This is a genomic window from Dactylosporangium sp. CA-092794, from assembly GCF_050948465.1.
In the GTDB taxonomy this organism is placed as follows: Bacteria; Actinomycetota; Actinomycetes; order Mycobacteriales; family Micromonosporaceae; genus Dactylosporangium.
Window position 1 is genome coordinate 11,997,497 of the sequence record NZ_CP192044.1, and the last position, 26,584, is coordinate 12,024,080.

The 26,584-nt window shown below is 69.8% G+C and carries 22 protein-coding genes, 3 tRNA genes and 2 pseudogenes; 4 read left to right on the plus strand and 23 right to left on the minus strand.

Annotated features, from left to right (window positions below; genetic code table 11):
- The 23 genes and pseudogenes from rpsL to ACQPXD_RS52150 form a co-directional block, all read right to left on the minus strand.
- Complete coding sequence (gene rpsL / locus ACQPXD_RS52040) at positions 1–375, minus strand: 30S ribosomal protein S12 (protein ID WP_033357671.1); 375 nt, start codon at positions 373–375, stop codon at positions 1–3.
- Between the two features lie 331 nt (positions 376–706).
- Positions 707–1,267, minus strand: coding sequence for a hypothetical protein (locus ACQPXD_RS52045; protein ID WP_432831946.1), 561 nt, complete (start codon positions 1,265–1,267; stop codon positions 707–709).
- A complete protein-coding gene (locus ACQPXD_RS52050) occupies positions 1,267–1,578 on the minus strand; it encodes a hypothetical protein (RefSeq protein WP_432844280.1) in 312 nt (103 codons plus the stop codon). The genes ACQPXD_RS52045 and ACQPXD_RS52050 overlap by 1 nt, the downstream gene beginning before the upstream one ends.
- Positions 1,579–1,689: 111 nt before the next feature.
- A complete protein-coding gene (locus ACQPXD_RS52055) occupies positions 1,690–5,577 on the minus strand; it encodes a DNA-directed RNA polymerase subunit beta' (protein ID WP_432831948.1) in 3,888 nt (1,295 codons plus the stop codon).
- 107 nt (positions 5,578–5,684) lie between these two features.
- A complete protein-coding gene (locus tag ACQPXD_RS52060) occupies positions 5,685–9,110 on the minus strand; it encodes a DNA-directed RNA polymerase subunit beta (protein WP_432831950.1) in 3,426 nt (1,141 codons plus the stop codon).
- A gap of 524 nt (positions 9,111–9,634) precedes the next feature.
- Positions 9,635–10,018: a 50S ribosomal protein L7/L12 gene (gene rplL, locus ACQPXD_RS52065; protein WP_432831952.1), complete on the minus strand. Its 384-nt coding sequence runs from the start codon at positions 10,016–10,018 to the stop codon at positions 9,635–9,637.
- A gap of 49 nt (positions 10,019–10,067) precedes the next feature.
- Complete coding sequence (gene rplJ / locus ACQPXD_RS52070) at positions 10,068–10,616, minus strand: 50S ribosomal protein L10 (RefSeq protein ID WP_432831954.1); 549 nt, start codon at positions 10,614–10,616, stop codon at positions 10,068–10,070.
- A gap of 253 nt (positions 10,617–10,869) precedes the next feature.
- Positions 10,870–11,562 (minus strand): hypothetical protein, encoded by a 693-nt coding sequence (locus ACQPXD_RS52075; protein ID WP_432831956.1) that lies wholly within the window; start codon positions 11,560–11,562, stop codon positions 10,870–10,872.
- Positions 11,559–12,287, minus strand: a complete 729-nt coding sequence (locus tag ACQPXD_RS52080; protein ID WP_432831958.1) for an ATP-binding cassette domain-containing protein — start codon at positions 12,285–12,287, stop codon at positions 11,559–11,561. The genes ACQPXD_RS52075 and ACQPXD_RS52080 overlap by 4 nt, the downstream gene beginning before the upstream one ends.
- A 929-nt stretch (positions 12,288–13,216) precedes the next feature.
- On the minus strand, positions 13,217–13,957 hold the full coding sequence (gene rplA, locus ACQPXD_RS52085) for a 50S ribosomal protein L1 (protein WP_432831960.1): 741 nt from the start codon (positions 13,955–13,957) through the stop codon (positions 13,217–13,219).
- 67 nt (positions 13,958–14,024) lie between these two features.
- Positions 14,025–14,456: a 50S ribosomal protein L11 gene (gene rplK / locus ACQPXD_RS52090; protein WP_432831962.1), complete on the minus strand. Its 432-nt coding sequence runs from the start codon at positions 14,454–14,456 to the stop codon at positions 14,025–14,027.
- Positions 14,457–14,553: 97 nt separating this feature from the next.
- Positions 14,554–15,153, minus strand: a pseudogene (nusG, locus tag ACQPXD_RS52095) (transcription termination/antitermination protein NusG); the annotation flags it as partial.
- A 155-nt stretch (positions 15,154–15,308) separates the two neighbouring features.
- The gene (secE, locus tag ACQPXD_RS52100; protein ID WP_432831964.1) at positions 15,309–15,794 is read right to left on the minus strand and encodes a preprotein translocase subunit SecE; all 486 of its coding nucleotides are present in this window, start codon (positions 15,792–15,794) and stop codon (positions 15,309–15,311) included.
- Positions 15,795–16,003: 209 nt separating this feature from the next.
- Positions 16,004–16,076 (minus strand) — tRNA-Trp (locus ACQPXD_RS52105).
- Positions 16,077–16,171: 95 nt separating this feature from the next.
- On the minus strand, positions 16,172–16,573 hold the full coding sequence (locus ACQPXD_RS52110) for a MaoC family dehydratase (RefSeq protein ID WP_432831966.1): 402 nt from the start codon (positions 16,571–16,573) through the stop codon (positions 16,172–16,174).
- A 1-nt stretch (position 16,574) separates the two neighbouring features.
- Complete coding sequence (locus ACQPXD_RS52115; protein ID WP_432831968.1) at positions 16,575–17,021, minus strand: FAS1-like dehydratase domain-containing protein; 447 nt, start codon at positions 17,019–17,021, stop codon at positions 16,575–16,577.
- Between the two features lie 71 nt (positions 17,022–17,092).
- Positions 17,093–17,260: a 50S ribosomal protein L33 gene (gene rpmG, locus ACQPXD_RS52120; protein ID WP_259859830.1), complete on the minus strand. Its 168-nt coding sequence runs from the start codon at positions 17,258–17,260 to the stop codon at positions 17,093–17,095.
- A gap of 123 nt (positions 17,261–17,383) precedes the next feature.
- A tRNA-Met gene (locus ACQPXD_RS52125) sits at positions 17,384–17,456 on the minus strand.
- Between the two features lie 32 nt (positions 17,457–17,488).
- Positions 17,489–17,561, minus strand: a tRNA-Thr gene (locus ACQPXD_RS52130).
- A gap of 104 nt (positions 17,562–17,665) precedes the next feature.
- Complete coding sequence (locus ACQPXD_RS52135; RefSeq protein WP_432831970.1) at positions 17,666–20,200, minus strand: putative bifunctional diguanylate cyclase/phosphodiesterase; 2,535 nt, start codon at positions 20,198–20,200, stop codon at positions 17,666–17,668.
- 78 nt (positions 20,201–20,278) lie between these two features.
- The gene (locus ACQPXD_RS52140) at positions 20,279–20,503 is read right to left on the minus strand and encodes a hypothetical protein (RefSeq protein ID WP_432831972.1); all 225 of its coding nucleotides are present in this window, start codon (positions 20,501–20,503) and stop codon (positions 20,279–20,281) included.
- 518 nt (positions 20,504–21,021) lie between these two features.
- Entirely contained in the window at positions 21,022–21,195 is a 174-nt protein-coding gene (locus ACQPXD_RS52145) for a hypothetical protein (protein WP_432831974.1), read from the minus strand.
- A gap of 1,211 nt (positions 21,196–22,406) precedes the next feature.
- On the minus strand, positions 22,407–22,793 hold the full coding sequence (locus ACQPXD_RS52150; protein ID WP_432831976.1) for a hypothetical protein: 387 nt from the start codon (positions 22,791–22,793) through the stop codon (positions 22,407–22,409).
- Positions 22,794–22,875: 82 nt separating this feature from the next.
- Here ACQPXD_RS52150 and ACQPXD_RS52155 point away from each other — a divergent pair, with 82 nt between their 5' ends.
- From ACQPXD_RS52155 to ACQPXD_RS52170, 4 genes and pseudogenes are all read left to right on the plus strand, one after another.
- Positions 22,876–23,388, plus strand: coding sequence for a NuoI/complex I 23 kDa subunit family protein (locus ACQPXD_RS52155; protein WP_432831978.1), 513 nt, complete (start codon positions 22,876–22,878; stop codon positions 23,386–23,388).
- Positions 23,389–23,480: 92 nt separating this feature from the next.
- Positions 23,481–24,029, plus strand: a complete 549-nt coding sequence (locus ACQPXD_RS52160) for an NADH-quinone oxidoreductase subunit J family protein (RefSeq protein WP_432831980.1) — start codon at positions 23,481–23,483, stop codon at positions 24,027–24,029.
- Positions 24,029–24,433: pseudogene (gene nuoK, locus ACQPXD_RS52165) on the plus strand (NADH-quinone oxidoreductase subunit NuoK); the annotation flags it as partial. The gene ACQPXD_RS52160 and the pseudogene nuoK, both read left to right, overlap by 1 nt.
- Positions 24,434–24,591: 158 nt before the next feature.
- Positions 24,592–26,553, plus strand: coding sequence for an NADH-quinone oxidoreductase subunit 5 family protein (locus ACQPXD_RS52170; RefSeq protein WP_432831982.1), 1,962 nt, complete (start codon positions 24,592–24,594; stop codon positions 26,551–26,553).
- Positions 26,554–26,584 lie beyond the last annotated feature (31 nt).

Here is a 26,584-nt window from a genome sequence, read left to right on the forward strand (position 1 = left end):
TCAGCTCTTCTCCTTCTTCGCGCCGTAACGGCTGCGAGCCTGCTTGCGGTTGCGGACACCCTGGGTGTCCAGCGAGCCACGGATGATCTTGTAACGGACGCCAGGGAGGTCCTTCACGCGGCCGCCACGGACCAGCACGATCGAGTGCTCCTGAAGGTTGTGACCGACACCGGGGATGTAGGCCGTCACCTCGATACCGTTGCTCAGCCGCACACGGGCCACCTTGCGAAGCGCCGAGTTGGGCTTCTTCGGCGTGGTCGTGTACACACGCGTGCAGACGCCCCGTCGCTGCGGGCTTCCCTTGAGCGCCGGCGTCTTGGTCTTGCTCAGCTTCGCCTGGCGGCCCTTGCGGACCAGCTGCTGGATCGTAGGCACTGGGCCTGCCTCTCCCTTCGGCCTCCCGGCCGCACGTCTTCTCTTCTGGCTTTCCCGGCGTGACCGGCACCCGCGGTCGGGCGTGTCGCCTGTCCCGCGACCCGGCCCGTGTGATCCCAGCCCGGGGTAGTGGTCCGCACCCACCCTCTCCCGCGGAGCGGGGCCGATGTGGGCGCGCGCACGAGTTACCCGGCAAAGCCGGGCACGAGGGGAAAGAGTACCCACCGTGAGGACGCTGGTCAAAATCACGCGAGACAACGACCGGCGCCCGCCGATGGAACACTCTTCATACCAAGAGTACCTGGTCGCCGATCGAAGTGTTCCCAGGGGTTCAAACCGACAGCAGCAACGTGCCCAGAATCGCCAGCAGGGCCAGGCCGACCCCGACCGAGCCGAGCACGATGCCGGTGACCGCGAGGCCCCTGCCGCTGATCACCCGGTCGGCGGAGGCACGGCGGACCTGGCGGTTGCCGTAGACGCCCAGGCCAATCGCGCCGGCGCCGAGGAAGGCCCCCAGCACGGTGAACGCGCCGCCGGCGGCCAAACCCCAGCCGTCCTTGGCGCCGGTGAGCCCGAGGCAGCCGGCGAACAGGGCGACGAGGATGGAGGCGATGCCGGCGACCAGGCTGCCGATGGCCGGGCCGCTGGTCGTGCCCTGCACGGCCGGATACGCCACGCCGAACGGGGTGCCCTGCACCACATCGATCCGCACGCTGGGCAGCAGGGCCGGCGAGGGCGGCGCCGGGACGCCGTAGGGCTGCGGGTAGCCCGCCGGCAGGGGGGTCGGATACCCCGGCGGGACCGGCGGGCGCGGGTACTGCGGCGGCTGCTGATACGCAGGATGCTGCGGTGGATACGGCTGGTGCGGGGGCGGGGATCCCGGATACACCATCAGTTCACCGTCTGGTCGAAGTCGGTGCCGCGCTGCCGCGCGTAGTGCAGCAGCCCGATGATCGCGAGCACGACCAGGCCGGCGATGGCGAGCACGATGCCGGTCCAGGCCAGCCGGACGCCGCTGCGCAGGCGCCGGGCCCCGAGCAGGAACCCGTCGGCCGCGACCAGCTCCCGGTGCGACTCCCTGGCCATGAGCAGCGCGAGCGTCGCCGGGATCACCCCGCCCAGGAACGGCCCGGTGACCACGGAGAGCAGGCCCAGCCCGAACACGGCCGTGGCCTTCGTCGCGCGGACCGGATCCGGGTCCATCGGGTGCCGGGTCGAGGACGTCACCTCACGACTCTATCCGGTAGACGGAACGGGGGCGGAGACCACGTGGTCTCCGCCCCCGCCGCAGTGCCAGTGCGTGCGGTCGCCGGTTTAGCGGAACGAGCCCAGGTCGAAGTCGTCCAGCGGGACGGCCTGGCCGCTCGCCGGCCCGAAGCCGTAGTCGGCCTCCGGGTAGCCGGTCATCGAGTAGACCTTGGCCTTCGCCTCCTCGGTGGGCTCCACCCGGATGCTGCGGTACTTGCTGATGCCCGTACCGGCCGGGATGAGCTTGCCGATGATGACGTTCTCCTTCAGACCGATCAGCGAGTCGCTGCGCGCGTGGATCGCCGCGTCGGTCAGCACCCGGGTCGTCTCCTGGAACGAGGCCGCGGACAGCCACGACTCCGTCGCCAGCGACGCCTTGGTGATACCCATCAGGACCGGGCGGCCGGCCGCCGGCTCGCCGCCCTCGGCGACGACGCGGCGGTTCTCCGCCTCGAACATCGCGCGGTCGACGAGCACGCCGGGCAGGAACTCGGTCGAGCCGGAGTCGATGACCGTCACCCGCTTGAGCATCTGGCGGATGATGATCTCGATGTGCTTGTCGTGGATGAGCACACCCTGCGAGCGGTACACCTCCTGGACCTCGGAGGTCAGGTGAACCTGGACCGCCCGGGGACCCATGATGCGCAGCAGCTCGTGCGGGTCGATCGTGCCCTCGGTGAGCTTCTCGCCGACCTCGACGTGCTCGCCGTCCTGGATCCGCAGCTTGACTCGCCGGCTGAGCTTGTCGTGGACGATCTCGTCGCTGCCGTCGTCCGGCACGATGATGATCTTCCGCATCCGCTCGCCGTCCTCGATGCGCACGCGGCCGGGGGTGTCGGCGATGGGCGCCTTGCCCTTCGGCACGCGGGCCTCGAAGATCTCCTGCACACGGGGCAGACCCTGGGTGATGTCCTCACCCGCGACGCCACCGGTGTGGAAGGTACGCATCGTCAGCTGCGTGCCCGGCTCGCCGATCGACTGGGCGGCGATGATGCCGACCGCCTCGCCGACGTCGACGGTCTTGCCCGTGGGCAGCGACCGGCCGTAGCAGGCGCCGCAGACGCCCAGCTTGGACTCGCAGGTGAGCACGCTGCGGACCCGGACGTTCTCCACGCCCGCGGCGACCAGCAGGTCGACCACGATCGAGTTGATGTCCGTGCCGCGCTCGGCGACCATCCGGCCGTCCTTGTCGCGCACGTCGTCGGCGAGGGTACGGGCGTGGACGCCCGTCTCCGCGTGCTGGTGGACGCGCAGCACGCCGTCGGACAGCTCGCCGACCGCCATCGGGATGGCCCGGTCGGTGCCGCAGTCCTCCTCGCGGATGATGACGTCCTGCGAGACGTCGACCAGACGACGGGTCAGGTAGCCCGAGTCGGCGGTCCGCAGCGCGGTGTCGGCCAGACCCTTGCGGGCACCGTGGGTGGAGATGAAGTACTCCAGCACGGACAGACCCTCCCGGTAGCTGGCCTTGATCGGCCGCGGGATGATCTCGCCCTTCGGGTTGGCCACCAGGCCACGGATGCCGGCGATCTGGCGAAGCTGGAGGAGGTTACCGCGGGCACCCGAGTTGATCATCTTCCACAGCGGGTTTTCGCGCGGCAGCGCGCTCTCCATCTCCTTGGCCACCTCGCTGGTCGCCTTGGTCCAGATCTCGATGAGCTCGCCGCGGCGCTCCTCGGCGGTCATGAGACCACGCTGGTACTGCTTGTCGATCCGCTGGGCTTCCTTCTCGTAGCGCTCGAGGATCTCGCGCTTGCGAGGCGGCTGGATGACGTCCTCCATGCCGATGGTGACGCCGGACCAGGTGGCCCAGTGGAAGCCGGCCAGCTTGAGCGCGTCCAGGGTCGCCGCGAGGGAGACCTTCGGGAAGCGCTCGGCGAGGTCGTTGACGATCGCCGAAAGCTGACCCTTGCGGATCTCGTAGTTGACGAAGCGGTACCCCACGGGCAGCGTCTCGTTGAACAGCACGCGCCCAAGCGTGGTCTCGATCGTGACCGTCTCGCCCGGCTGCCAGCCCTCCGGCGCCTCCCACGGCGCGGCCCCCACGCCGTTGTCGACCCCGATGATGCCGCGCAGGCGGATCCGCACCGGCGCCTGCAGGTGCAGCTCGCCGTTGTCGAACGCCATCCGCGCCTCGGCGTCGGAGCTGAAGGTCCGCCCCTCGCCCAGCAGGTTCTTCTGGATGTGGGTGAGGTGGTACAGACCGATGATCATGTCCTGGGTGGGCATGGTCACCGGCTTGCCGTCGGCCGGCTTGAGGATGTTGTTGCTGGACAGCATGAGGATGCGGGCCTCGGCCTGCGCCTCGGCGGACAGCGGCACGTGCACCGCCATCTGGTCGCCGTCGAAGTCGGCGTTGAAGGCGGTGCAGACCAGCGGGTGGATCTGGATCGCCTTGCCCTCGACCAGCTGCGGCTCGAAGGCCTGGATGCCCAGGCGGTGCAGGGTCGGCGCGCGGTTGAGCAGCACCGGGTGCTCCGCGATGACCTCCTCCAGCACGTCCCACACGACCGGCCGCTGCCGCTCCACCATGCGCTTGGCCGACTTGATGTTCTGCGCGTGGTTGAGGTCCACCAGGCGCTTCATCACGAACGGCTTGAACAGCTCCAGGGCCATCTGCTTGGGCAGGCCGCACTGGTGCAGCTTGAGCTGCGGACCGACGACGATGACCGAGCGGCCGGAGTAGTCCACGCGCTTGCCGAGCAGGTTCTGGCGGAACCGGCCCTGCTTGCCCTTGAGCATGTCGGACAGCGACTTCAGCGGCCGGTTGCCCGGGCCGGTGACCGGACGGCCGCGGCGGCCGTTGTCGAACAGCGCGTCGACGGCCTCCTGCAGCATCCGCTTCTCGTTGTTGACGATGATCTCCGGGGCACCCAGGTCGATCAGGCGCTTGAGCCGGTTGTTGCGGTTGATCACTCGCCGGTACAGGTCGTTGAGGTCGCTGGTGGCGAACCGGCCACCGTCGAGCTGCACCATCGGGCGCAGGTCCGGCGGGATGACCGGGACGCAGTCCAGCACCATGCCCAGCGGCGAGTTGGCGGTGTTGAGGAACGCCGCGACGACCTTGAGCCGCTTGAGCGCCCGGATCTTGCGCTGGCCCTTGCCGCTGCGGATGGTCTCGCGCAGCAGCTCGGCCTCGTCCTCCAGGTCCAGGTTCTCCAGCAGGGCCTTGATCGCCTCGGCGCCCATGGCGCCGGCGAAGTACTCACCGAACCGGTCGCGCAGCTCGCGGTAGAGCAGCTCGTCGGTGATGAGGTTCTTGCGCTCCAGCTTGCGGAACGTGTCCATGACCTCGTCGAGGCGGTCGATCTCCCGCTGCGCGCGGTCGCGGATCTGCCGCATCTCGCGCTCGCCGGCCTCCTTGACCTTGCGGCGCACGTCGGCCTTGGCACCCTCGGCCTCGAGCTCGGCCAGGTCCTGCTCCAGCTTGGCGGCGCGCTTCTCGATCTCCGAGTCGCGGGCGTTCTCCGCCTGCCGCTTCTCCGCCGACACCTCGTTCTCGAGGGTGGCGAGGTCGCGGTGGCGGGCCTCCTTGTCGACGCTGGTGATCACGTACGACGCGAAGTAGATGATCTTCTCGAGATCCTTCGGCGCCAGGTCGAGCAGGTAGCCGAGCCGGCTCGGCACACCCTTGAAGTACCAGATGTGCGTGACCGGCGCGGCGAGCTCGATGTGGCCCATGCGCTCGCGGCGGACCTTCGCCCGGGTCACCTCGACGCCGCAGCGCTCGCAGATGATGCCCTTGAAGCGGACCCGCTTGTACTTACCGCAGTAGCACTCCCAGTCCCGGGTGGGGCCGAAGATCTTCTCGCAGAAGAGGCCGTCCTTCTCGGGCTTCAGGGTGCGGTAGTTGATCGTCTCTGGCTTCTTGACCTCGCCGTGCGACCACTGCCGGATGTCGTCGGCTGTGGCCAGGCCGATTCGGAGCTCGTCGAAGTAGTTGACGTCGAGCACTTCGTCTATGTCCTCACGATTCAGTTGCTCGGGTAATTGCTAGGTCGCTGCAGCGGCTCTGTCACCGGGCCGCTGCGGCGGCGCCCCGAAGGGCGCCGCCCCGCGAATCAGACTTCCTCGACACTGCTCGGCTCGCGCCGCGAGAGGTCGATGCCCAACTCCTCGGCCGCGCGGAACACCTCGTCGTCCGTCTCGCGCATCTCCAGGGCAACGCCGTCGCTGGAGAGCACCTCGACATTGAGGCACAGCGACTGCAGCTCCTTGAGCAGCACCTTGAAGGACTCCGGGATGCCCGGCTCGGGGATGTTCTCGCCCTTGACGATCGCCTCGTAGACCTTGACGCGCCCAAGGACGTCGTCGGACTTGATCGTCAGCAGCTCCTGCAGCGCGTAGGCCGCGCCGTAGGCCTGCATCGCCCAGCACTCCATCTCACCGAAGCGCTGGCCACCGAACTGCGCCTTACCGCCCAGCGGCTGCTGGGTGATCATGGAGTACGGCCCGGTGGAGCGAGCGTGGATCTTGTCGTCGACCAGGTGGTTGAGCTTCAGGATGTAGATGTAGCCGACCGCGATCGGGTCCGGAAGCGGCTCGCCGGAGCGGCCGTCGAACAGCCGCGCCTTGCCGCTGGCCCCGATGAGCTGCTTGCCGTCCCGGTTGGGCAGCGTGCTGCTGAGCAGGCCGGCGATCTCCTCCTCCTTGGCGCCGTCGAAGACCGGGGTCGCCACGTTGGTGTCCGACTCGGACTCCCCCGCGTTGATGGCCTTCAGGGCGCGCTTCCACTCCGTGTCGTCGCCGTCGATCTTCCAGCCGGTCTTGGCCACCCACCCGAGGTGGGTCTCCAGCACCTGGCCGATGTTCATCCGGCTGGGCACACCGAGCGGGTTGAGCACGATGTCCACGGGCGTGCCGTCCTCCAGGAACGGCATGTCCTCGACCGGAAGGATCTTGGAGATGACACCCTTGTTACCGTGGCGGCCGGCGAGCTTGTCGCCGTCCTGGATCTTGCGCTTCTGCGCCACGTAGACGCGGACCAGCTCGTTCACGCCCGGGGACAGCTCGTCGCCGTCCTCGCGGCTGAACGTCCGCACGCCGATGACCGTGCCGGTCTCGCCGTGCGGCACCTTGAGGCTGGTGTCGCGCACCTCGCGGGCCTTCTCGCCGAAGATCGCGCGGAGCAGCCGCTCCTCCGGGGTCAGCTCGGTCTCGCCCTTGGGCGTGACCTTGCCGACCAGGATGTCGCCGGTGACGACCTCGGCGCCGATCCGGATGATCCCCCGCTCGTCGAGGTCGGCGAGCATCTCCTCGCTGACGTTCGGGATGTCGCGGGTGATCTCCTCCGGGCCCAGCTTGGTGTCGCGGGCGTCGACCTCGTGCTCCTCGATGTGGATCGAGGTGAGGACGTCGTTCTGCACCAGCTTCTGGGACAGGATGATCGCGTCTTCGTAGTTGTGGCCCTCCCAGGGCATGAACGCCACGAGCAGGTTGCGCCCGAGCGCCATCTCGCCCTCGTCGGTGCACGGACCGTCGGCGATGACCTGCCCCGCCTCGACCCGGTCGCCCTCGAAGATCACCGGCTTCTGGTTGACGCAGGAGCCGGAGTTGGAGCGGCGGAACTTGTGGAGCAGGTAGGTGCGACGGTGGCCGTCGTCCTGGTGGATCGTGATGTAGTCGGCGCACATGTCCTCGACGACACCGCCGACCTCGGCCACGACCACGTCGCCGGCGTCGACCGCGGCACGATACTCCATGCCGGTGCCGACCAGCGGCGACTCGGCCTTGACCAGCGGCACGGCCTGGCGCTGCATGTTGGCGCCCATCAGTGCCCGGTTGGCGTCGTCGTGCTCGAGGAACGGGATCATCGCGGTGGCGACCGAGGTCATCTGCCGCGGCGACACATCCATGTAGTCGACCTGGTCCGGCGGGACGTTGTCGACCTCACCGCCCTTCCGGCGGACCAGGATCCGGTCCTCGGCGAAGTAGCCGTCGCTCTTCAGCGGAGCGTTGGCCTGCGCCTTGACATACCGGTCCTCCTCGTCCGCGGTCAGGTAGTCGATCTGGTCGGTGACCCGGCCCTCGGAGACCTTGCGGTAGGGGGTTTCGACGAACCCGAACGGGTTGACCCGCGCGAACGTCGACAGCGCGCCGATGAGGCCGATGTTGGGACCCTCGGGGGTCTCGATCGGGCACATGCGGCCGTAGTGCGACGGGTGCACGTCACGGACCTCGAAGCCGGCCCGCTCACGGGACAGACCGCCCGGGCCGAGCGCGCTCAGCCGGCGCCGGTGGGTCAGGCCCGCCAGCGGGTTGGTCTGGTCCATGAACTGGGACAGCTGCGACGTGCCGAAGAACTCCTTGATCGCCGCCACGACGGGACGGATGTTGATCAGGGTCTGCGGCGTGATCGCCTCGACGTCCTGGGTGGTCATGCGCTCGCGGACGACCCGCTCCATCCGGGACAGGCCCACGCGGACCTGGTTCTGGATGAGTTCGCCGACCGTGCGCAGGCGCCGGTTGCCGAAGTGGTCGATGTCGTCGGCCTCGTAGCCCTCTTCGCCCGTGTGCAGGCGGCAGAGGTACTCGACCGTGGCGACGATGTCCTCCTCGGTCAGCACGCCCTGGTTGATCGGCACCTCCAGGACGAGCTTCTTGTTGAACTTGTATCGACCAACCTTGGCGACGTCATACCGCTTCGGGTTGAAGAACAGGTTGTCGAGAAGGTTCTGCGCGTTCTCCCGCGTCGGCGGCTCACCCGGCCGCAGCTTGCGGTAGATGTCCAGCAGGGCTTCGTCCTGGCCGGCGATGTGATCCTTCTCGAGCGTGGTCATCATGAGCTCGGACCAGCCGAACTTCTCCCGGATCCGCTCGGCCGACCAGCCGATCGCCTTGAGCAGGACGGAGACGGCCTGCCGGCGCTTGCGGTCGATGCGGACGCCGACGGTGTCGCGCTTGTCGATGTCGAACTCGAGCCAGGCGCCCCGGCTCGGGATGACCTTGACGCTGGTGAGGTCGCGGTCGGAGGTCTTGTCCGGCTGCTTGTCGAAGTAGACGCCCGGGGAACGGACGAGCTGACTCACCACGACGCGCTCGGTGCCGTTGATGATGAACGTGCCCTTGGGCGTCATCATCGGGAAGTCCCCCATGAACACCGTCTGGCTCTTGATCTCGCCAGTGGTGTGGTTGGTGAACTCCGCGGTCACGAACAGCGGGGCGCAGTAGGTCAGGTCCTTCTCCTTGCACTCCTCGATCGGGGCCTTGACCTCGTCGAAGCGGGGCGCGGAGAACGACAGTGACATCGTGCCGGAAAAGTCCTCAATAGGACTGATCTCATCGAGGATCTCCGCGAGCCCGGAGCGGGCGTGCGGATCACCGGCCGAGCGGCTCTGCCAATTCTCATTGCCAACCAGCCAGTCGAACGAGTCGGTTTGGATGGCAAGGAGGTTGGGAACCTCAAGGTGTTCGGTGATCCTGCCGAAGGAGACCCGGCGGGGAGCGAAAGCGCTCGAACTGGTCTTCGCAGGGCGGGAAGCTGCCAAGATGCGTCCTTCCGAGGACCGGTGTTGCAAACAGGCCGTTTTGCGTGCAGCCTGACGACCTCCGATGTCGAGGGAGCCCACGAAGGGTCCCCTCACGCCAGAGGTGAAGTCAGAAGACAGCGCAAACTAGCAGTGTAGCCGAGAGGCTAACCGCTGTCCAGCGGCCCCGTGCACGATGTTTCCAACGATCCGTTGCCAAGATCGTTCCCCCACCGGCCGAGCCGCTCACGTCGGTCGTGGCCTGCGGTTTTCCAGTCGATGCGCGCTGAGCTGGCCCAAGAAGGGCCGGGCACATCGGTCGGGCCGCTGGCCGCCGCGTCCGCGGAAGGCAGTGCCTGATTAGCGTGCCTGCCCGTCGGTCATCGCGTCAAGGGTTCCCACGCGCGTCGAGGCGGGGTGACAGATATCTCGCATTCCAACCACTAAGTGTTGTGGTTCGTACCCCTAGATATTGGGTCCTTACCGGTCGCAACGAAAGACGGCCGCCGGATACCCGGCGGCCGCCCCTCTGGCTCGACGCTTTGTTACTTGAGGGTAACCTTGGCGCCCTCGGCCTCGAGCTTCGTCTTGGCCTTGTCGGCGGCCTCCTTGTTGGCCTTCTCCAGCACGGCCTTCGGAGCGGCCTCGACCAGGTCCTTGGCCTCCTTGAGGCCCAGGCCGGTCAGCTCGCGCACGACCTTGATGACCTGGATCTTCTTGCCACCGTCAGCCTCGAGGATGACGTCGAACTCGGTCTGCTCTTCCTTCTCCTCGACCGGCGCGGCGGCGCCGCCGCCCTGCGAGATCGCGACCGGAGCCGCGGCGGTGACCTGGAAGACCTCTTCGAACTGCTTCACGAACTCCGACAGTTCGATCAGCGTCATCTCCTTGAACGCGTCGAGGAGTTCGTCGTTGCTCAGCTTCGCCATGGTGGCGTTTCCTCTCAAAGTTTTGATTTCGGGGCTGAACGGGCCGGAACTACTCGGCCGCGCCGCCTGCTTCCTTCTCGCGCTGGTCCACCAGGGCCTGGACGGTGCGGGCCGCCTTCGACAGCGGGGCCTGGAACAGCGCCGCGGCCTTGCTCAGGTTCCCCTTCATGGCGCCGGCCAGCTTCGCCAGCAGCACCTCGCGGGACTCCAGGTCGGCCAGGCGGCGGACCTCGTCCGCGTTGATGGCCTTGCCCTCGAACACGCCGCCCTTGATGATCAGCTGCGGGTTGGCCTTCGCGAAATCGCGCAGGCTCTTGGCCGCATCGACCGGGTCGCCGCCGACGAAGGCGAGCGCGGTAGGACCGGAGAACAAATCGTCGAGCCCGCTGATGCCAGCGTCGGTCGCGGCGCGCTTCGCGAGCGTGTTCTTCGCGACGGCGTACGTGGTCTCGCGGCCCAGGCTGCGGCGCAGGGTCTTGAGCTGCGCCACGGTGAGGCCGCGGTACTCGGTCAGCACGGTGGCCGAGGAGCCACGGAACTGCTCGGTGAGCTCCGCGACCGCGGTGGCCTTGTCGTCTCGAACCGGCTTGTCCGCCATGTCCCTCCCTTCTCGTTGCTTCGGTGCTGGTCAGCCCCACAGCAATGAAAAACGCCCCGGCGCAGGGGCGCACGGAGCGGGAGGACGGCGACGCACGGTGGCGACGACGATCACACTGTTGTCCGGCCCTGCGCGGGTCGCCCGCATTGCGGCGGGACCTTCGATGTCCGCTCACGCGGACATGACCAGCGGTCTTCGGGTTTCGGAGGCAAGTGTATCACGGTTAGTGGTACAGCTTTCGCGGATACGTCGGTCACGCCCGGCCGCGACGCAACGCGCCGTAACCGGCGACGGCGACGGCGGTCCAGGCCAGCCCCCAGACGGTCGCCAGGGCCAGGGCCGGCAGGCGGGCGGCGCCGGCCGCGTCGCGGGCCGCGGCCATCACCGGCGGCGCCAGCCAGGGCGCCGGGGAGCTCTTGAGGCCGAGCACGATCGCGAAGACCAGGCCGCCGACCAGCACGGTCAGGCCCCGGGCGGCCTGGGCGGTCACCGCCCGGCTGGCCAGCCCGCCGAGGGCCACCGCGGGCAGCAGGAGCAGCAGGTGCGCCCAGACACCCAGCGCGATGCCCTCGGACAGCGGCGGGTCGCCCGGGCCGGGCGTGGTCACGCCGCGCACCACCCAGGGCAGGACCAGCGCGATCAGCACCACCGGCAGCCCGGCCAGCAGGGCGGCGATCAGGCCGGCGGCGATCTCCTTGCCGGCGCCGCCGACCGCCACCCGGCCGAGGCGGCGCTGCACGTCGGGCTCGACGTCGAGCAGGATCTTGGTCTGCCAGGCGAGGACCCCGAACAGGACCGCGGCGGAGACGCCGTAGGCCTCGCCGGCCTGCGCCTGGCCGCCGCCGTAGAGGATCGACAGCACGACCAGGGACGCCAGCAGCGGGGCGGCGGCCCGGCCGGTCTGCACGAAGCCGGCCAGCCGCATGCGCACGAGGGCGGTGATCATGGCCGCGGCGCCTCGTCGCGGACCCGGACGATGTGGAAGCCCGCGGAGCGCAGCCGATCCACCGCGTCCCGGGCGTCGGTCGCGTCGACGGAGAGCTCGATCACGGTGCGCCGGCCGGGCTCGGGCTCGGCGTGGACCCGGCCGTCGTGGACATACCACCGCCGCGCCTGCGGCAGCCGGGCGACCTCGCCGAGATGGTCACTGACCAGGACCGACCCGCCGCGCGCGACGACCTCGGCGACGATGGCGGGCACCTGCTCGCGGGTCTGCGCGTCGAGACCCTCCCACGGCTCGTCGAGCACGAGCAGCCCGGGCGGCGCGAGCAGCGCCTGGACCAGCCCGACCTTCTGCGCGCTGCCCTTGGAGAGCCGGTTGAGCCGGACGTCGAGGAAGTTCTCGAAGTGCAGCCGGCGCGCCCACTCGGCGATGTCGGCGGCGCCGTCGAGGCCGCGGATGGCCGCCATGTGGTTGAGGTGGGCGCGGGCGGTGAACGGCTGGTCGGCGGGGAAGCGCTCGGGCACCCAGCCGACCACGGCGGGACGGCCGGTGACGAGCCCGCGGCCGGGCCGCAGCACCCCGGCGGCCAGTTGCAGCAGTGTGGACTTGCCAGAACCGTTGGGCCCGGCCACGACGGCCGTCTCGCCGGGCTCGAGGGTCAGGTCGACGCCGCGCAGGGTCCAGGGCGCTCGGCGGCCGTAGCGGAACCAGACGTCCTGCAAACGCACCGGGACAGCGTGCCACAGACCCCGCGCCGAGGGAGCCCGCCGAATCGGGCCGGCCTGGCGTCGCAGCGCCAAGCGCGAAACGAAAAGTCGGGCGCTCCGCGCCACGACTTTTCGGACTTATACCCCGACAGGCGAAATATCCGTTAGGCCGAAAGTTGCCCCATTCGAGCCGTCGGGTGCTTGGGCGGCGGCCCGCTGGCTCCGGTCCCGCATGGGGAGCGGAGGGTGACTATGGCGGCGGCGAGGTAGTGGCAGAAGCCGACTGCGGCCGAGTGGCGGCCGGTATGCCGGCCCGGCTTGGCGGCGCGGCGCAGCTTGGCGAAGGCGTTCATGGCCCGGCCGGGCGGCGGCGTGCCCGAGGTCGGCGACCGGGACATCATCAGCGCCGACCAGCTGTCCCGCATGAAGCACAACGCGATCGTCGAAGACGGAGATCAAGCCCCACGTGCACGAGTGGACGTTCCCCGCCGGGCGACGGCGGGCCGCCCGGGGAGCGGGGTCGGATCGATCCGGGCGCGGGCGGGTTCGGCGACCCCAGCGGCGCGTGCCACCCTCTTGGGCGCCGTCGGCCCCGGCCCGCGCCGCCGGCGTCGGGCGAGGCCTCGATCGGCGCAATTCCGTCGGGCCTCGCGGCCGGAACTCTCCGCGATCATGCCGTAGTCGCTGCCCGCACCACGCGTTTTCCATGATCACGGAGAAATAATGTACCCATCGGTACCATATGTCTCCGCGATCATGGAGAAGTCGGTGAATGGCGATGAGTTGTGCATGATCGCGGAGGGTTGTGGCGGTCCGGGTCGCGGTGGGGGGCTTGGCACCGCGGACGTGGCAGGGCCCGGCCGCCCGTTCAGGGCAGGCCGGGCCCGGTGTCTGACGGGAGCAACGGTCGTGCGTTGCACGGACCGGAGTCCATCAAATGTTGTGCTTTGTTACTCCGCGGCGGCGGCGGCGGTGAGGACGCTGTCGTCCTCGAGGAGGTTGCGGATCTTGTTCGGGTCGACCGGGATGCCCGGGCCCATGGTGGTGGTGATGAAGACCTTCCTCAGGTACTTCCCCTTGGCCGCCGAGGGCTTCGCCCGGTTGACCTCGTCCAGCACCGCGGCGTAGTTCTCCACCAGCTGCTGCTCGGTGAAGCTGGCCTTGCCGATGATCAGGTGCAGGTTGGAGTGCTTGTCGACGCGGTAGGTGATCTTGCCGCCCTTGATCTCGTTGACCGCCTTGGTGACGTCCATGGTCACCGTGCCCGTCTTCGGGTTCGGCATCAGGCCGCGCGGGCCCAGGATCCGCGCGATCCGGCCGATCTTGGCCATCTGGTCGGGGGTGGCGATCGCCGCGTCGAAGTCCAGCCAGCCTTCCTGGATCCGGGCGACGAGCTCGTCGGTGCCCACCGCGTCGGCGCCGGCGGCCTCGGCCTCGGCGGCCTTCGCGCCCTGCGCGAAGACGATGACGCGGGCGGTCTTGCCGGTGCCGTGCGGCAGGTTGACCGTGCCCCGGACCATCTGGTCGGCCTTGCGCGGGTCGACGCCCAGGCGCATGGCCACCTCGACGGTGGGGTCGAACTTCACGGTCGTGGTCTGCTTCGCGAGCTTCACCGCGGCCAGGGGGCTGTAGAGGGCGTTGCGGTCGACGAGGTCGACGACCTTGCGGTAGTTCTTGCCGTGCTGCGACATGTCGCTGTGTTCTCCTGTGGTCTCAGTGCGGACGCCGCGCGGCGTCCTCCCACTTGAAAGCGGTGCTTCAGTCCTTGACCGTGATGCCCATGGAGCGGGCGGTACCGGCGATGATCTTCTCGGCCTGCTCGATGTCGTTCGCGTTGAGGTCGGCCATCTTCTTCTCGGCGACCTCGCGGAGCTGGGCCTTGGTGATCGAGCCGACCTTGTCCTTCTGCGGCACGCCCGAGCCCTTGGGCACGCCGGCGGCCTTGAGCAGCAGGCGAGCGGCGGGCGGGGTCTTGAGGATGAACGTGAACGTGCGGTCCTCGTAGACGCTGATCTGCGCCGGGATGATGTCGCCGCGCTGGGACTCGGTCTGGGCGTTGTACGCCTTCACGAACTCCATGATGTTCACGCCGTGCTGACCGAGGGCGGGACCGACCGGCGGCGCCGGGGTGGCCTGGCCGCCCGGCAACTGAAGCGTGAAGGTCTTGACGAGCTTCTTCTTCGGAGGCATGGCTGCTTTCGTCTTTCCTGGGCTGGAATGGATTGCGCTTTGGACACGCGAGAGCGTCCGGCGTTGGTGCCGGACGCTCTAGCCTACCGCAGCGGATTTAGATCTTCGTGACCTGGTTGAAGTTGAGCTCCACCGGGGTCTCCCGGCCGAAGATCGAGACCAGCACCTTGAGCTTCTGCTGGTCGGCGTTGATCTCGCTGATCGTGGCCTGGAGCGAGGCGAAGGCGCCGTCGGTGACGGTGACGGAGTCGCCGACCTCGAAGTCGAGGACCTTGACCTCGGGCTTGCCGGCCTTCTTGCCCTCCTGCTGCACGACCGGGGCCAGCCACTTGAGCACCTCGTCGAGCGACAGCGGCGCCGGGCGGTCGGCGCGGTCCGTCGCCCCGACGAACCCGGTGACGCCCGGCGTGTTGCGCACGCAGGAGTACGACTCCGGGGTGAGCTCCATCCGGACCAGGATGTAGCCGGGGAAGACCTTGTTCTGCACCTGGGTGCGCTTGCCGTTCTTGATCTCGACCTCTTCACGAGTCGGGACCTCGACCTGGTAGATGAACTCTTCCATGTCGAGGCTCGTGATCCGGGTCTCGAGATTCGTCTTGACCTTGTTCTCGTAGCCGGCGTAGGAGTGCACCACATACCAGTCGCCAGGTGCGAAGCGCAGTGCGGCACGCAGCTCGGCGACGGGGTCCTCGGCGTCGGACGCCACCGTCGGGGTGGCGGCCGTCATCACCGTCGACGCTTCCTCGTGCTGCTCGTCGTCGGTTCCGGGCGTCTCGTCGAATTCCTGCACGCTGCTCACTTCCGTCTGTCTGTCGTCGCCGGCGCGCTCGCCCTCACCCGTCGAGGCGGGGGTTACTGGTCGACGTTGCTGTTACCGAACGACCAGAGGACGAGCTTGGCGAAACCGAGGTCGAGGCCGCCGACGATCGCCAGCATGACGATCACGAACACCACCACGACCAGCGTGTAGGTGCCCAGCTCCTTGCGCGTCGGCCAGATAACTTTACGCAGCTCGGCGACAACCTCGCGGATGAAGTTGACGAGCCGCACAAAGATGTTGTTCGAGCCGCCCTCTTTGACCTTGGTCTTCTTCTTGCCGTCCTTGGTCTTCAGGTCCTTGGACTTCGTGTCCTTGGCCTTGGACTCCTTGGCGCGGCCGTTCTTGCTCGCGGTCTCATCGAGGTCGTCCTCGTCGAGATCATCCTCGACGTCGTCCGCGGTTTCGAGGCTGTCCAGCTCGTCCGCGAACTCTTCCTCGATGGCGGCGTCCTCGGCGCTGAGCTCCTCTTCACGGCGATCGTCGGCGGGGTTGGTCCCGCGTCGCCTGCGTTCGGCCACTTTCGCCCTCTTCCGTGATCTCGCGAGTGCTCGGTCCGTGTCGGCCGGCAGCAAGACCCCGGGCCCTTGACGACCCGTCGACCACCGGTCAGGCCCGATCGTCAGCCACCGGCGGGGCCGGCGGCGCGCGGTCGAACCAACCGTGACCGCTGCGGTCGACGACCCGGCCTCGCGGCCGGGCGCACCAGACCCAGGTCAGGCCTTCGGCGCAGGGGCGACAGGACTCGAACCTGCAACCTGCGGTTTTGGAGACCGCTGCGCTACCAATTGCGCCACACCCCTTCGTGCAGTGGGCAACATTGAGTTGCTCACCCCACGGCGGACCAGTGTACGGGTTGCGGGCGGGATATCCCAACTACCCCCCTCAACCGAGTTCGTCAGTGGTTTCGGACCAGCGCCTTGGCCGCGCCCAGGATCTTCTCCCCGTGGCAGGTGGCCGTGACGTCGATCTGCACGAGACCGTCGTCGAGGATCTTCTTGACCACGCCGGACACGACGATCTCGGTGCCCTTGTCGTCGTCGGGTACCACCACCGGGTTGGCGAACCGGGTGGAAAATTCCACGATCGATGCCGTGCCGCCGACCCAGCACGCGACGGCCTGGCCGGCCAGGCCCATGGTCAGCATGCCGTGGGCGATCACGCCGGGCAGCCCGACGGCGGTCGCCTGCCGGTCGCTCCAGTGGATCGGGTTGAAGTCGCCCGAGGCCCCCGCGTAGCGCACCAGGTCGGCGCGGGTGACCTGGTACGTCTGGTCCGGGAACTGGGTGCCTGGCTCCATCTCAGCCCTCCCCGCGGATCACGAGCCGGGTCCAGATCGTCACCACGGGCTCTCCCTCGACGGTGGCCACCTCGTGCCGGGTGGTCAGGAACGCGTGGCCGGCCCGGCTGCTGATCTCCTCGACCGCCATGACCGTGACCAGGTGGTCGCCGGCCACGATCGGCCGCTCGTAGCGGAACGTCTGGCCGCCGTGGACCACGCGGCTGTAGTCCATGCCGAACGTGGGGTCGTCGACGAGCTGCTGCCCGGCGTTCTGGCTCAGGATGATCGCGAACGTGGGCGGCGCGATCACGTCGGTGTAGCCCTTGGCCCGGGCCTCGGCGAGGTCGCGGTGCACGGGGTCGGCGGCGCCGACCGCGTCGGCGAACTCGCGGATCTTCTCCCGGCCCACCTCGTAGGGCGGGGTCGGCGGATACACCCGGCCCGTGAACGACTGATCCAGCGGCATGGTGGGAACTTACCTGTTGCACGAGAATGCCCCGGCCGCAGGCCGGGGCATCGCGTCGGTTCGGGGAACGGCTACCGGGTCTCGCGGTGGATGGTGTGCTTGCCATCCCGCGGGCAGAACTTCTTGAGCTCGATGCGGTCCGGGTCGTTGCGGCGGTTCTTCTTCGTGATGTAGTTGCGCTCCTTGCACTCCGTGCACGCCAGCGTGATCTTCGGACGAACGTCGGTCGCCTTGGCCATGGCGAAGTGCCTTCCTTCGGAGCGATCTCTCGTTTGGATTTCTTTCGGGTGGTCAGACCCAGCGAACCAGCATAGCGGCTCACACAGACGGACGCCCAATCGGGCGTCCTGTGGTGCATTCTGTAGCGGTGGCCGGACTTGAACCGGCGACACAGCGATTATGAGCCGCTTGCTCTGCCATCTGAGCTACACCGCCGCGGCGGACTCGATGTCTCAAGCCCGGTCTCGAGCCCCCTTACGGAATCGAACCGTAGACCTTCTCCTTACCATGGAGACGCTCTGCCGACTGAGCTAAGGGGGCGCCCGGCGCGGTTCCCGCGCACGTGCCCGCTAAGCGTACACGGCCCCGCCCGGGGCACGAAATCGAGTTACCCAGTTCGGGTCTTCGCGCAGGTCGCCGGCTCTTTAGGGCACCGCTCGCAGCCAGCGCACCTCGCCCGCCGGGGCCTCGGCCGGGTCACCCGCGGTCTGGACCTGCAGCCAGGACTCGAAGCGCTCGTACGGCAGCGGGCGGCTGAACAGGAAGCCCTGCCCCATGTCGCAGTGCATGTCCTCGAGCAGCCCGAGGGTGAGCTCGCTCTCCACGCCCTCGGCGACGACGTCGAGCCCGAAGTTGCGGGCCATGCCGACGATCGAGCGCACGATCGCCAGGTCGCTCGGTGAGGTCGCCATGCCCTGCACGAACGACCGGTCGATCTTGACCTCCTGCACCGGCAGCCGGCTGAGGTCGGCGAACGACGAGCGCCCGGCCCCGAAGTCGTCCACGGACAGCCGCACGCCGAGGTCACGCAGGCGGTCGAGGGTCGGCAGAGCCCGGCCGCCGGCCAGCAGCCCCTCGTCCTCGGCGATCTCCAGGATGAGCCGATCCGCCGGTACCCCGTGCTCGTCGAGCAGCTCGGCGATCTGCAGCGGCAGGTCCGCGTCGCCGAGCGTGCGCGCCGACAGGTTCACCGCGACGGCGAGCGGCCGCCCGGCGTCGGCCCACTGCCGGGCCCGCCGGATGCCCTCGCGCAGGACCACCCCGTTGAGCCGGGCAAGCTGCCCGGTGTGCTCGGCCACGGCCACGAAGTCGGGCGGCGCGACCTGCCCGTGCACGGGGTGCTCCCACCGCGCCAGGCACTCGGCGCCGACCAGCCGCCGGTCGCGGAGGGCGACCTTGGGCTGGAAGTAGACCTCCAGCTCGCCGCCGGCGAGCGCGGTGCGCAGATCCGCGGCGAGCCCGACCCGGCGCACCGCCCGCGACTGCAGCCCCGCGTTGAACACCTGGACGATGCCCCGGGACTTGGCCACGTGCACCGCCACGTGCGCGCGCTGGAGCAGCTCCTCCGGCTCGGCGCCGTGCTCGGGGTAGATCGCCACCCCGACGTACGTGTCGATGTCGATCGTCAGCGAGTCGATCACCATCGGGTCGCGCAGCCCAGCCCGCAGCGTGTCGGCCACGGCCGCCGCCGCGTCGGCGCTCGCCGTGCGCAGCTCGATCGCGAACTCGTCATCGCCGACCCGCGCCACCAGCGCACCCTGCGGCGCCAGGCTGGTCAGCCGCTGCGCGACCTCGACCAGCACCTTGTCGCCGGCGGTGTGCCCGAGCGAGTCGTTGACCTCGCGCAGCGCCACGACGTCGAACAGCAGGACGGCGACGACCTCCCGCGGGCCGCGCCCGCTCATCGCCTCGCCGAGCGCCTCGAGCATCCGCCGCCGGTTGGCGAGCCCGGTAAGCGCGTCGTGGTTGGCGTCGTACTGCAGCCGGTCGACGAGCCGGCTGTTCTCCACGGCCACCCCGACCTGCGCGGCGAGGGTCTCGATCAGCCGGACGTCCTCCGGCCCGAACACCGGCCCGCCGCCGAGCCGCCCGGCGACCTCGAGCGTGCCGATCGCCACCCCGCCGGAGCGGAGCGGCACGACGATGATGTCCTTGCCGCCGGCGTCCTGTAACGCGGCCCGCAGGTCGGGCGGCCCCATCTTGGGCCCGACCGCGACCGTGGCGCCGGTCCGCAGCGCCATCTTGCGGAACAGGTCCGGCGTCGGCGCGTTGTCCAGCAGCCCCGAGTACTCGATCCGGGCCGACAGCAGCACCTCCTGGTGCCGCCCCTGCGGCGGCAGCCACAGCGTGGTCGAGTTCGCCGCGATCAGCGCCCGGATCCGCCCGAGCAGCAGGTCGGGCAGCGTGCCGTCGTGGTTGGTGGCGCCGACCTCTCTGGTCAGCGCGTACATCGCGGCGAGGCTGCGGTGTTGTCGCCAGAACTTCGCATACGCCCGGTACACCACGCCCAGGACCAGCACCAGCGCCACGATCAGCACGAAGCCCCAGCGGCTGGCCTCCAGCGTCAGCACCATGATCAGGCCGATGACGATGTTGACGCCCATCACGGCCTGCGTCGGCACCGCCATCCGCAGCAAGGCCGGCAGCACTCCCACGCCCTGCATGACGGTGATCACACAACCGACGCCGATCAGCGTGACCAGATTGTTGGCCAGGATCGCGAGCGCCAGCACGAACCACGTCCACGGGTCGGTGCTGTGCCCCGGGTGCAGGGCGATCACCACGACGTCGGCCGCCGCCGCCATGCCGGCGAAGTAGCTCGCCGTGTTGAAGGCCGCCTTGTGTATCCCCATCCGGGACGTGGTCAGCCAGATGATCGCGGCGATCAACCGCACGCCCATCGCCACGACCGGCGAGAGGTAGAACAACATCAGCAGGATCGCCACGTCGTTCATGTGGACGGTCACCGCTTGCCGGCGGATCTCGAAGCTCAGCGGCGCGTAGGCGGCGAGGATCGCCACCGCGAGCAGCACCGGCGCATACTTCAGGTTGTAGTCGAACGGCCGCGCACTGGACAGGATCACCGGCAGGGCAAGCAAAACCCCGAGCACGATGAGCGGCCCGGTTACGAGCCAGGCGTGTGCCTCGGGTCGACTGACAGGCGCCTTCGGAGCGGGCAACTCTTCCCCAATCGCGCTGGCGTCAAGGCGCGATCATCCATCAGCCGCGTTACCGGCCAGGGGCGATCGGGGCGCCGCCTAGTCCCAAGCGTAGTCCTCGGTGACGTAGATCTGGTCCGGCGCCGCCTTCGCCAGCTGCGCACTACCGATCAACGTGAGTGCACGCGCCTGTGAGGCCTGCACCGCTCGCTGCGAAAGGTCGCTGGCGTGGGCGGCGATAGAGCTGACGCCGAGCGCGAAAGCGCCGACACCAGCGGTCACCGCCAGCCGAACCATCCACCGACCGAGCATCTTGTCGCGCATTCGTTGCTCCCATGCGATTCGCCGTGACACCGGTCTGGTCGGGTTACCCACGATCGTGCCACAAACCACGCCTGGACCAACAGTGTGGCGCCCAGGATGATGCGCCCCCCAGGCAGAATCGACCATTCGGCCGATTTCATTGCCGCCGGACCGGCTACTTCCACTCGCCCGAGGCGCGACATTTGCAACTTTTCTGCCGTCCTGTCGGTCGCCTCCCGACCCGCCACTCTCGCCCGCGTTCGGCCGCTTCACTCGCCCGGGCCGCCCGGGCCGCCCGCCGCGTTCGCAGGCCCCGCGGGGTTTGCTCGTCCGCCGGGGCCGCCGGCCTGTGGGGTTGCTCGCCCGCGGCGTTCGCCAGCCGGCGGGGTTTGCTCGTCCGCGGCGTTCGCAAGCCCGCAGGGTTGCTCGCCCGCACGGGTAGCGCCGTCGGTCCACCCGGTCGAAGCCCTACGCCGGTGCGCACGTCCACAAGTCTCCGCGATCATGCCGCGCCGCCGTGCGTTGCGCCCGGTTTTTGACTATCCCGGAGTGAAAATGTACCTATTGGTGCGGTAAATCTCCGCAATCATGCCAAAGCCGTGGTTTTGGGGCGGCAGCGCGATGATCGCGGATGCTTTTTGTTTCCCCGCGGCTTGTTCTCCGGGGCCGACCCGGGGCCGACCCGCCGCCGGGAAGGCGATCCCAATGCTCACCCTCGGATCGAACCCCGACCACGACGGCGCCCCGGCCGCCCGCCGCGGTCCGTTCCGTTGCGGCTCCTACCGCATCCCACTTCGCCGACACGCCTCGGCCGCCCGGGTCACGCCCGCTGGCGTGGTGTACGAGGTGAGCCGGCCAGCGCTTGATCATGGTGGTCGATGTCGGGCGGCGGCCTCTGCAGCTGGGCGTCGACGGCTGCCGGGTCGGGCACGGCCGTCATCGCGCCGCCCCTCGGACGGGCGCGGCAGGCCGGAGCGTTGCGGATGCATCACTCGTCGGGCGGACATCCGATCGGCGTGACCGTGGCGGATGTATCTCTCCGTGATCATGATGCACGCGGTGGGCGCACCGCGGGTTTGCCATGATCCCGGAGACTTGTGGTACACGGGTGTACATGTTCACTCCGTGATCATGAAAAACCGTTGGTGCCGGTGGCGGGTTCGGCATGATCGCGGAGACTTCTGGTCGCTGCGCTGCGCTGCGCGGCACGCACCGCCCGCCCGCCGTGCGGGAACCCGCATCGCGGATCGCGCTCGCCGCGGGCGTCTTGACGCGCAGGCCGGGCATCGCCGGTCACCGACGGGCATCGCGGCGCTGAACCGACCGCCGTCCAGCAGCACGATCAAGCGTTGGCTACCTCTCACACCACGCCAGCGGACGTGCCGGCGACCCAGCGGGACTCACCGCCGGCTGCATTCATACCGGCCCGCCCGACGGCGCGCCTGGCTGTGACGATCGGCCCCGGCGGCGCGGCGCCCCGCCTCCCACCACGGACGGACGAGTTGGGTCGAGGCGCCCGCTGCGCGACGTGAACGCCCCAGCCGCCCGGCCGAGGCTCCGCGATCGCGACGCCATACGGAGCCGCGCGGAGCGCGGCGACGGTTGGTGGCGCACCACCGGCCCGCCCGCCCGCCCGCCCGCCCCCGCCCGTCAACGCGTCGGAAGGAGGCGCCGCTGGTCATCCCAGCCCTGGCGGCGCGTCCGCGGGTATGGCAGCAGGCCGGATCGCCGGACGCCGTTGCCCATGGCGACGTCAACCACGAGACGACACGACTCACATGGCCCGGTCGGGGGGCCACCGCTTCCTCACCGCTCCGACGTTAGTTGCGCCTCGATGCCACTCCTCCCCACTATTCCTTTCTCTTCGTGTCGCCGCGCCTGCTGTCTCCCCGCCCTCCTCCGCCAGCACCGGCGCTTCCTACCCCTACGCAGGTCGGAGGTCGCCGCCGCGGGCCACGTCCCCACCCTGGCGGCGCGCACCGGCCCGCCGTCGCCGCTCCTGCCTGGGCGCCCCGTCCTGCCGGCGGCGGTCGTGGCCGGTCTCCCCGCCGCACCGGAGGGCGGCGCGTCGGCCGTGGGAGCGCTCCGCGGCGCCGCCGAGCTCGCGCCAGCCTGTGTCCGGGTCGACGATCGCCGACTGGACCCAGCCGACCGCCTCCCGCTCGGAGCCGAACGACCGTGTCCGGACCCGCCCCTCCGGGCCGCCGCGGCGAAGTTCAACCTGCCAGCGGCCGTCAGCCGCGTTGCGCACGAAGACGTCCCGGCGGGTCAGCCGCGACCAGCTTCCGTTCCACCACTGTCGCTCGTTCATGGGTACATCTTAGAACTGGTGTACGACATTTTTTGGGTGCGCGGCCCGCCGGCCACCCAGATTGCGGTGCTAGTTTCCGAAGGTGGACATTCCGGGGAAGGGACTCGCCAAGGGGCTGGCCGTCACGCTCGGCACCATGACCAAGCGGGCGCACACCCAGCAGTACCCGGACGTCGAACCAAGCCTCCCGCCCCGCTCTCGCGGCGTGATCGCGCTGATCGAGGAGAACTGCACCGTGTGCATGCTGTGCGCGCGGGAGTGCCCGGACTGGTGCATCTACATCGACTCGCACAAGGAAGAGGTGCTGGTCCCTGGCGCCGCCCGGCCGCGCCAGCGCAACATGCTCGACCGGTTCGCGATCGATTTTTCCCTCTGCATGTACTGCGGGATCTGCGTCGAGGTCTGCCCGTTCGACGCGCTGCACTGGTCCCCCGAGTTCGAGTATGCCGAGCAGGACATCCGCGACCTGCTGCACGAGAAGGAGCGGCTCGAGGAGTGGGTGCCGACCGTGCCGGCGCCGCCCGCCCACGACCCGCAGGGCGAGCCGGCCAAGGAGCAGACGGCCGCAGCGAAGCGCACACCAAACAACGCGTAACCCCTCCTCCACGCAGAGCGATCAAAGCGGCCCGCCGGTCGATTCCTGTCGTACCCGGGTGGCAGGATGTCGGCCATGAAGGAGGCGCCGCGATGACCGTGTCCGACGTGCTGACATTGGCGCTCGGCGCGGTCGCGCTGGGCTCCGGATTGCTGGTCGTGACCACCCGGCACGTCGTGCGCGCCGGCCTCTGGCTCGTCGTGACGCTGGGCGCGATCGCCGGCCTTTATCTGGTGCTCACCGCCGAGCTCGTCGCCTGGGTCCAGGTGCTCGTCTACGTCGGCGCCGTCGTGGTGCTGCTGCTGTTCGCGGTGATGCTGACCCGGGCACCGATCGGCGCCAGCGCCGACCTTGACCGGATTCGCTGGCCGGGTGCCGTGATCGGGGCCGGTGCGGGGGCCGGCCTGGCCGCACTCCTGATCGACGCGTTCCGCTGGACGCGGGTCGCGACGCCGGAGCCCGGCAACGCGGAGAAGATCGGCGCCGCGTTGTTCCGCACTTGGGTGCTCCCCTTCGAGCTCATCTCCGTGCTGCTGCTCGCGGCGCTGGTCGGCGCGATCGTCGTCTCGCGTCCTGACATCGGCGCCCGGCCGCCGGCCGCGCGCGGCGGAGCCGGTCCGGCCGAGCGGAGGCCGGGCTGATGCATCCCACGCTTCCGTTCACCATCGCGGCCCTGTTGTTCGGCATCGGGGTCTACGGCGTGCTGGTCCGGCGCAATGCGGTGCTGCTGCTGATGGCCGTCGAGCTGATGCTCAACGCGGTCAACCTGGTCTTCGTCACCGCCGACGCGGCGATCCGGGCGGCGGTCCCGCGGGCCGGCCAGTCGTTCACGCTCTTCGTGATCGTGCTGGCCGCGGCGGAGATCGGGGTCGGCCTCGCCTTGATCCTGCAGCTGTACCGTCTGCGGCACACCGTCGCCGTCGACGAGCTCCCCTTGGCCGACGCGATCCCGCCCGAGTCCGCCGCCGACACTGATCCCGGCTCCGGCCCGGCTCCGGGCATCGGCCCAGGCAGCGGACCCGACGGCCCCGGAGGGCCCGACCGGCCGAGCGGATCCGGCGGCGCCGAGCCGGGCCGCCAGCATGGCCTTGACGGACCGGGCCGACCGACCGGCGCAGAGCCGGGCGATGGCCCTGGCGGATCGAGCGAGCCGACCGATGCGGGCGAGCCGGATCGGGCCGGCGCGGGCAAGGCGGTGACCCGGTGACCGTCGATCCGCTGGGTGTAGCGCTGCCGGCCGTGCCGCTGGGGCTTGGGCTGGCGGGGCTGCTCGTGCGGTACCAGATGCGGGGTCTTTCGGCTCTGCTCGGGGTCGGCGGGGCGGCCGTCGCCCTGGTGTGCGCGATCGCCGCCGCGATTCGCGGGGTGCGCGGGCCCGACACAGGGGTCACGGTCGCGGAGTTCGGGCGGTTCCCGGTGACGTTCGGCACCTGGCTGGACGGTCCGGCCGGGCTGGTGGCCGTGGCGGTCGGCGTGGTCGCACTCTGCGTTCAGGTCTATTCGGTGGCGTATTTGCACGAGGACGAGCGATACGCGCCGTATGCCGCCCAGGTGAGCCTGTTCACCGGGGCGATGCTGCTGGTCGTCGTGTCCGGTGACCTCATAGCGCTGCTGGTCGGCTGGGAGGTCATGGGCATTTGCTCATACCTGCTGATCGGTCACGACCGGCGGCTCCCCGACGCACCGCGGGCGGCGGTCAAGGCGTTCCTGGTCACGCGGGTCGGCGACGTCGGCTTCCTGCTCGGCATCGTGCTGCTCGGCCTGCACGCGCACAGCTTCCGCATCGCCGACGTGTTCGCGGCGGCCGGCTCCGGGGCGCTGTCGGGCGGCACGGTGACGGCGGCGTGCGTGCTGCTGCTGGCCGGGGTCGCGGGCAAGAGCGCGCAGTTCCCGCTGCACACATGGCTGCCCGACGCGATGGCCGGCCCGACGCCGATCTCCGCGCTGATCCATGCCGCGACGATGGTGGCCGCCGGTGTGTATGTAGTGGCCCGGCTGTATCCGCTGTTCGAGCGTTCGACGGCGGCGCTGGTCGTGCTGGCGGTGATGGCGTCGGTGACGATGCTGCTCGGGGCGCTGAGCGCGCTCGGCCAGGACGACATCAAACGGGTGCTGGCGTGGTCGACGGTGAGCCAGTTGGGGTACATGACCGGGGCCCTGGCGGTCGGCGCGCCCTCGGCGGCGCTGTTCCACCTGCTCACGCACGCCGCGTTCAAGGCGCTGTTGTTCCTGGCGGCGGGGTCGGTGATCCACTCGGTCGGCACCAACCTGGTGCCGGCGATGGGCGGGCTGCGGGAGCGCATGCCGGTGACGTTCTGGACGATGACCGCCGGGCTGGCCGCGCTGGCCGGGGTGCCGCCGCTGGCCGGGTTCTGGAGCAAGGACGCGATCATCGAGGCCGCGGCCGGATCGGGGCCGGTGCCGCGCGGCGTGGCCCTGATCGTGCTGTGCTCGGCGGGGGTGACGGTGGCGGTGACCGCGGCGTATGTGGTGCGGCTCTGGCGGCGGACCTTCCTCGGCGCGCCCCGGAGCGCGGCGGCCCGGGCCGCTCACGAGCCGCCGTGGGCAATGCGGGGAACGCTGCTGGTCCTGGCCGTGCCGACGGTGCTGCTCGGCCTGGCCGGGCTGGTTCCGGGCTTCGGCGCCCGGCTCGGCTCCCCCGAGCGGCTGGCCCACCTGGGCTGGACGACACCGGTCGCCCTGGTCCTGCTGGCCGCCGGCGGCTGGGTGGCCTGGCGGTGGCTGGTCCCGGCCGCGGAGCGCCCCGTCGAGCTCGCGGCCGAGAGCGCCCTTGGCGAGCCGCTGAGCCCGAGCACCGCCGGCACCGCCTCGAGCGCGCGGTCCGCCACAGGCACGGACGCTGCACGCGAGCTGCTCGGTGCCGGCACCGGGCTGGGGCGGTTGCTCGCCAATGGCTTCTACCTGGACGCGGTGCAGGACGCGCTGGTCGTCCGGCCGGTTGTGGCGCTGGCCCGGCTCGCGCGGGGCGGTGACGAGCGGCTGGTCGACGGGGCGGTCGAGGGCGTCGGCGCGGGTGCCGGCGGGCTCGGCGGGCTGCTGGCGCGGGCGCACGCCGGCTCGCTGCCGCGGGCCGCGACGGCCGTGCTGGGCGGCGCCGTGGTGCTGGCCGCGGTGATCGCCGTCGCGGTGGAGGTGGCGCGGTGACCCCAGCGATGACCCCACCGATCCACGGCCT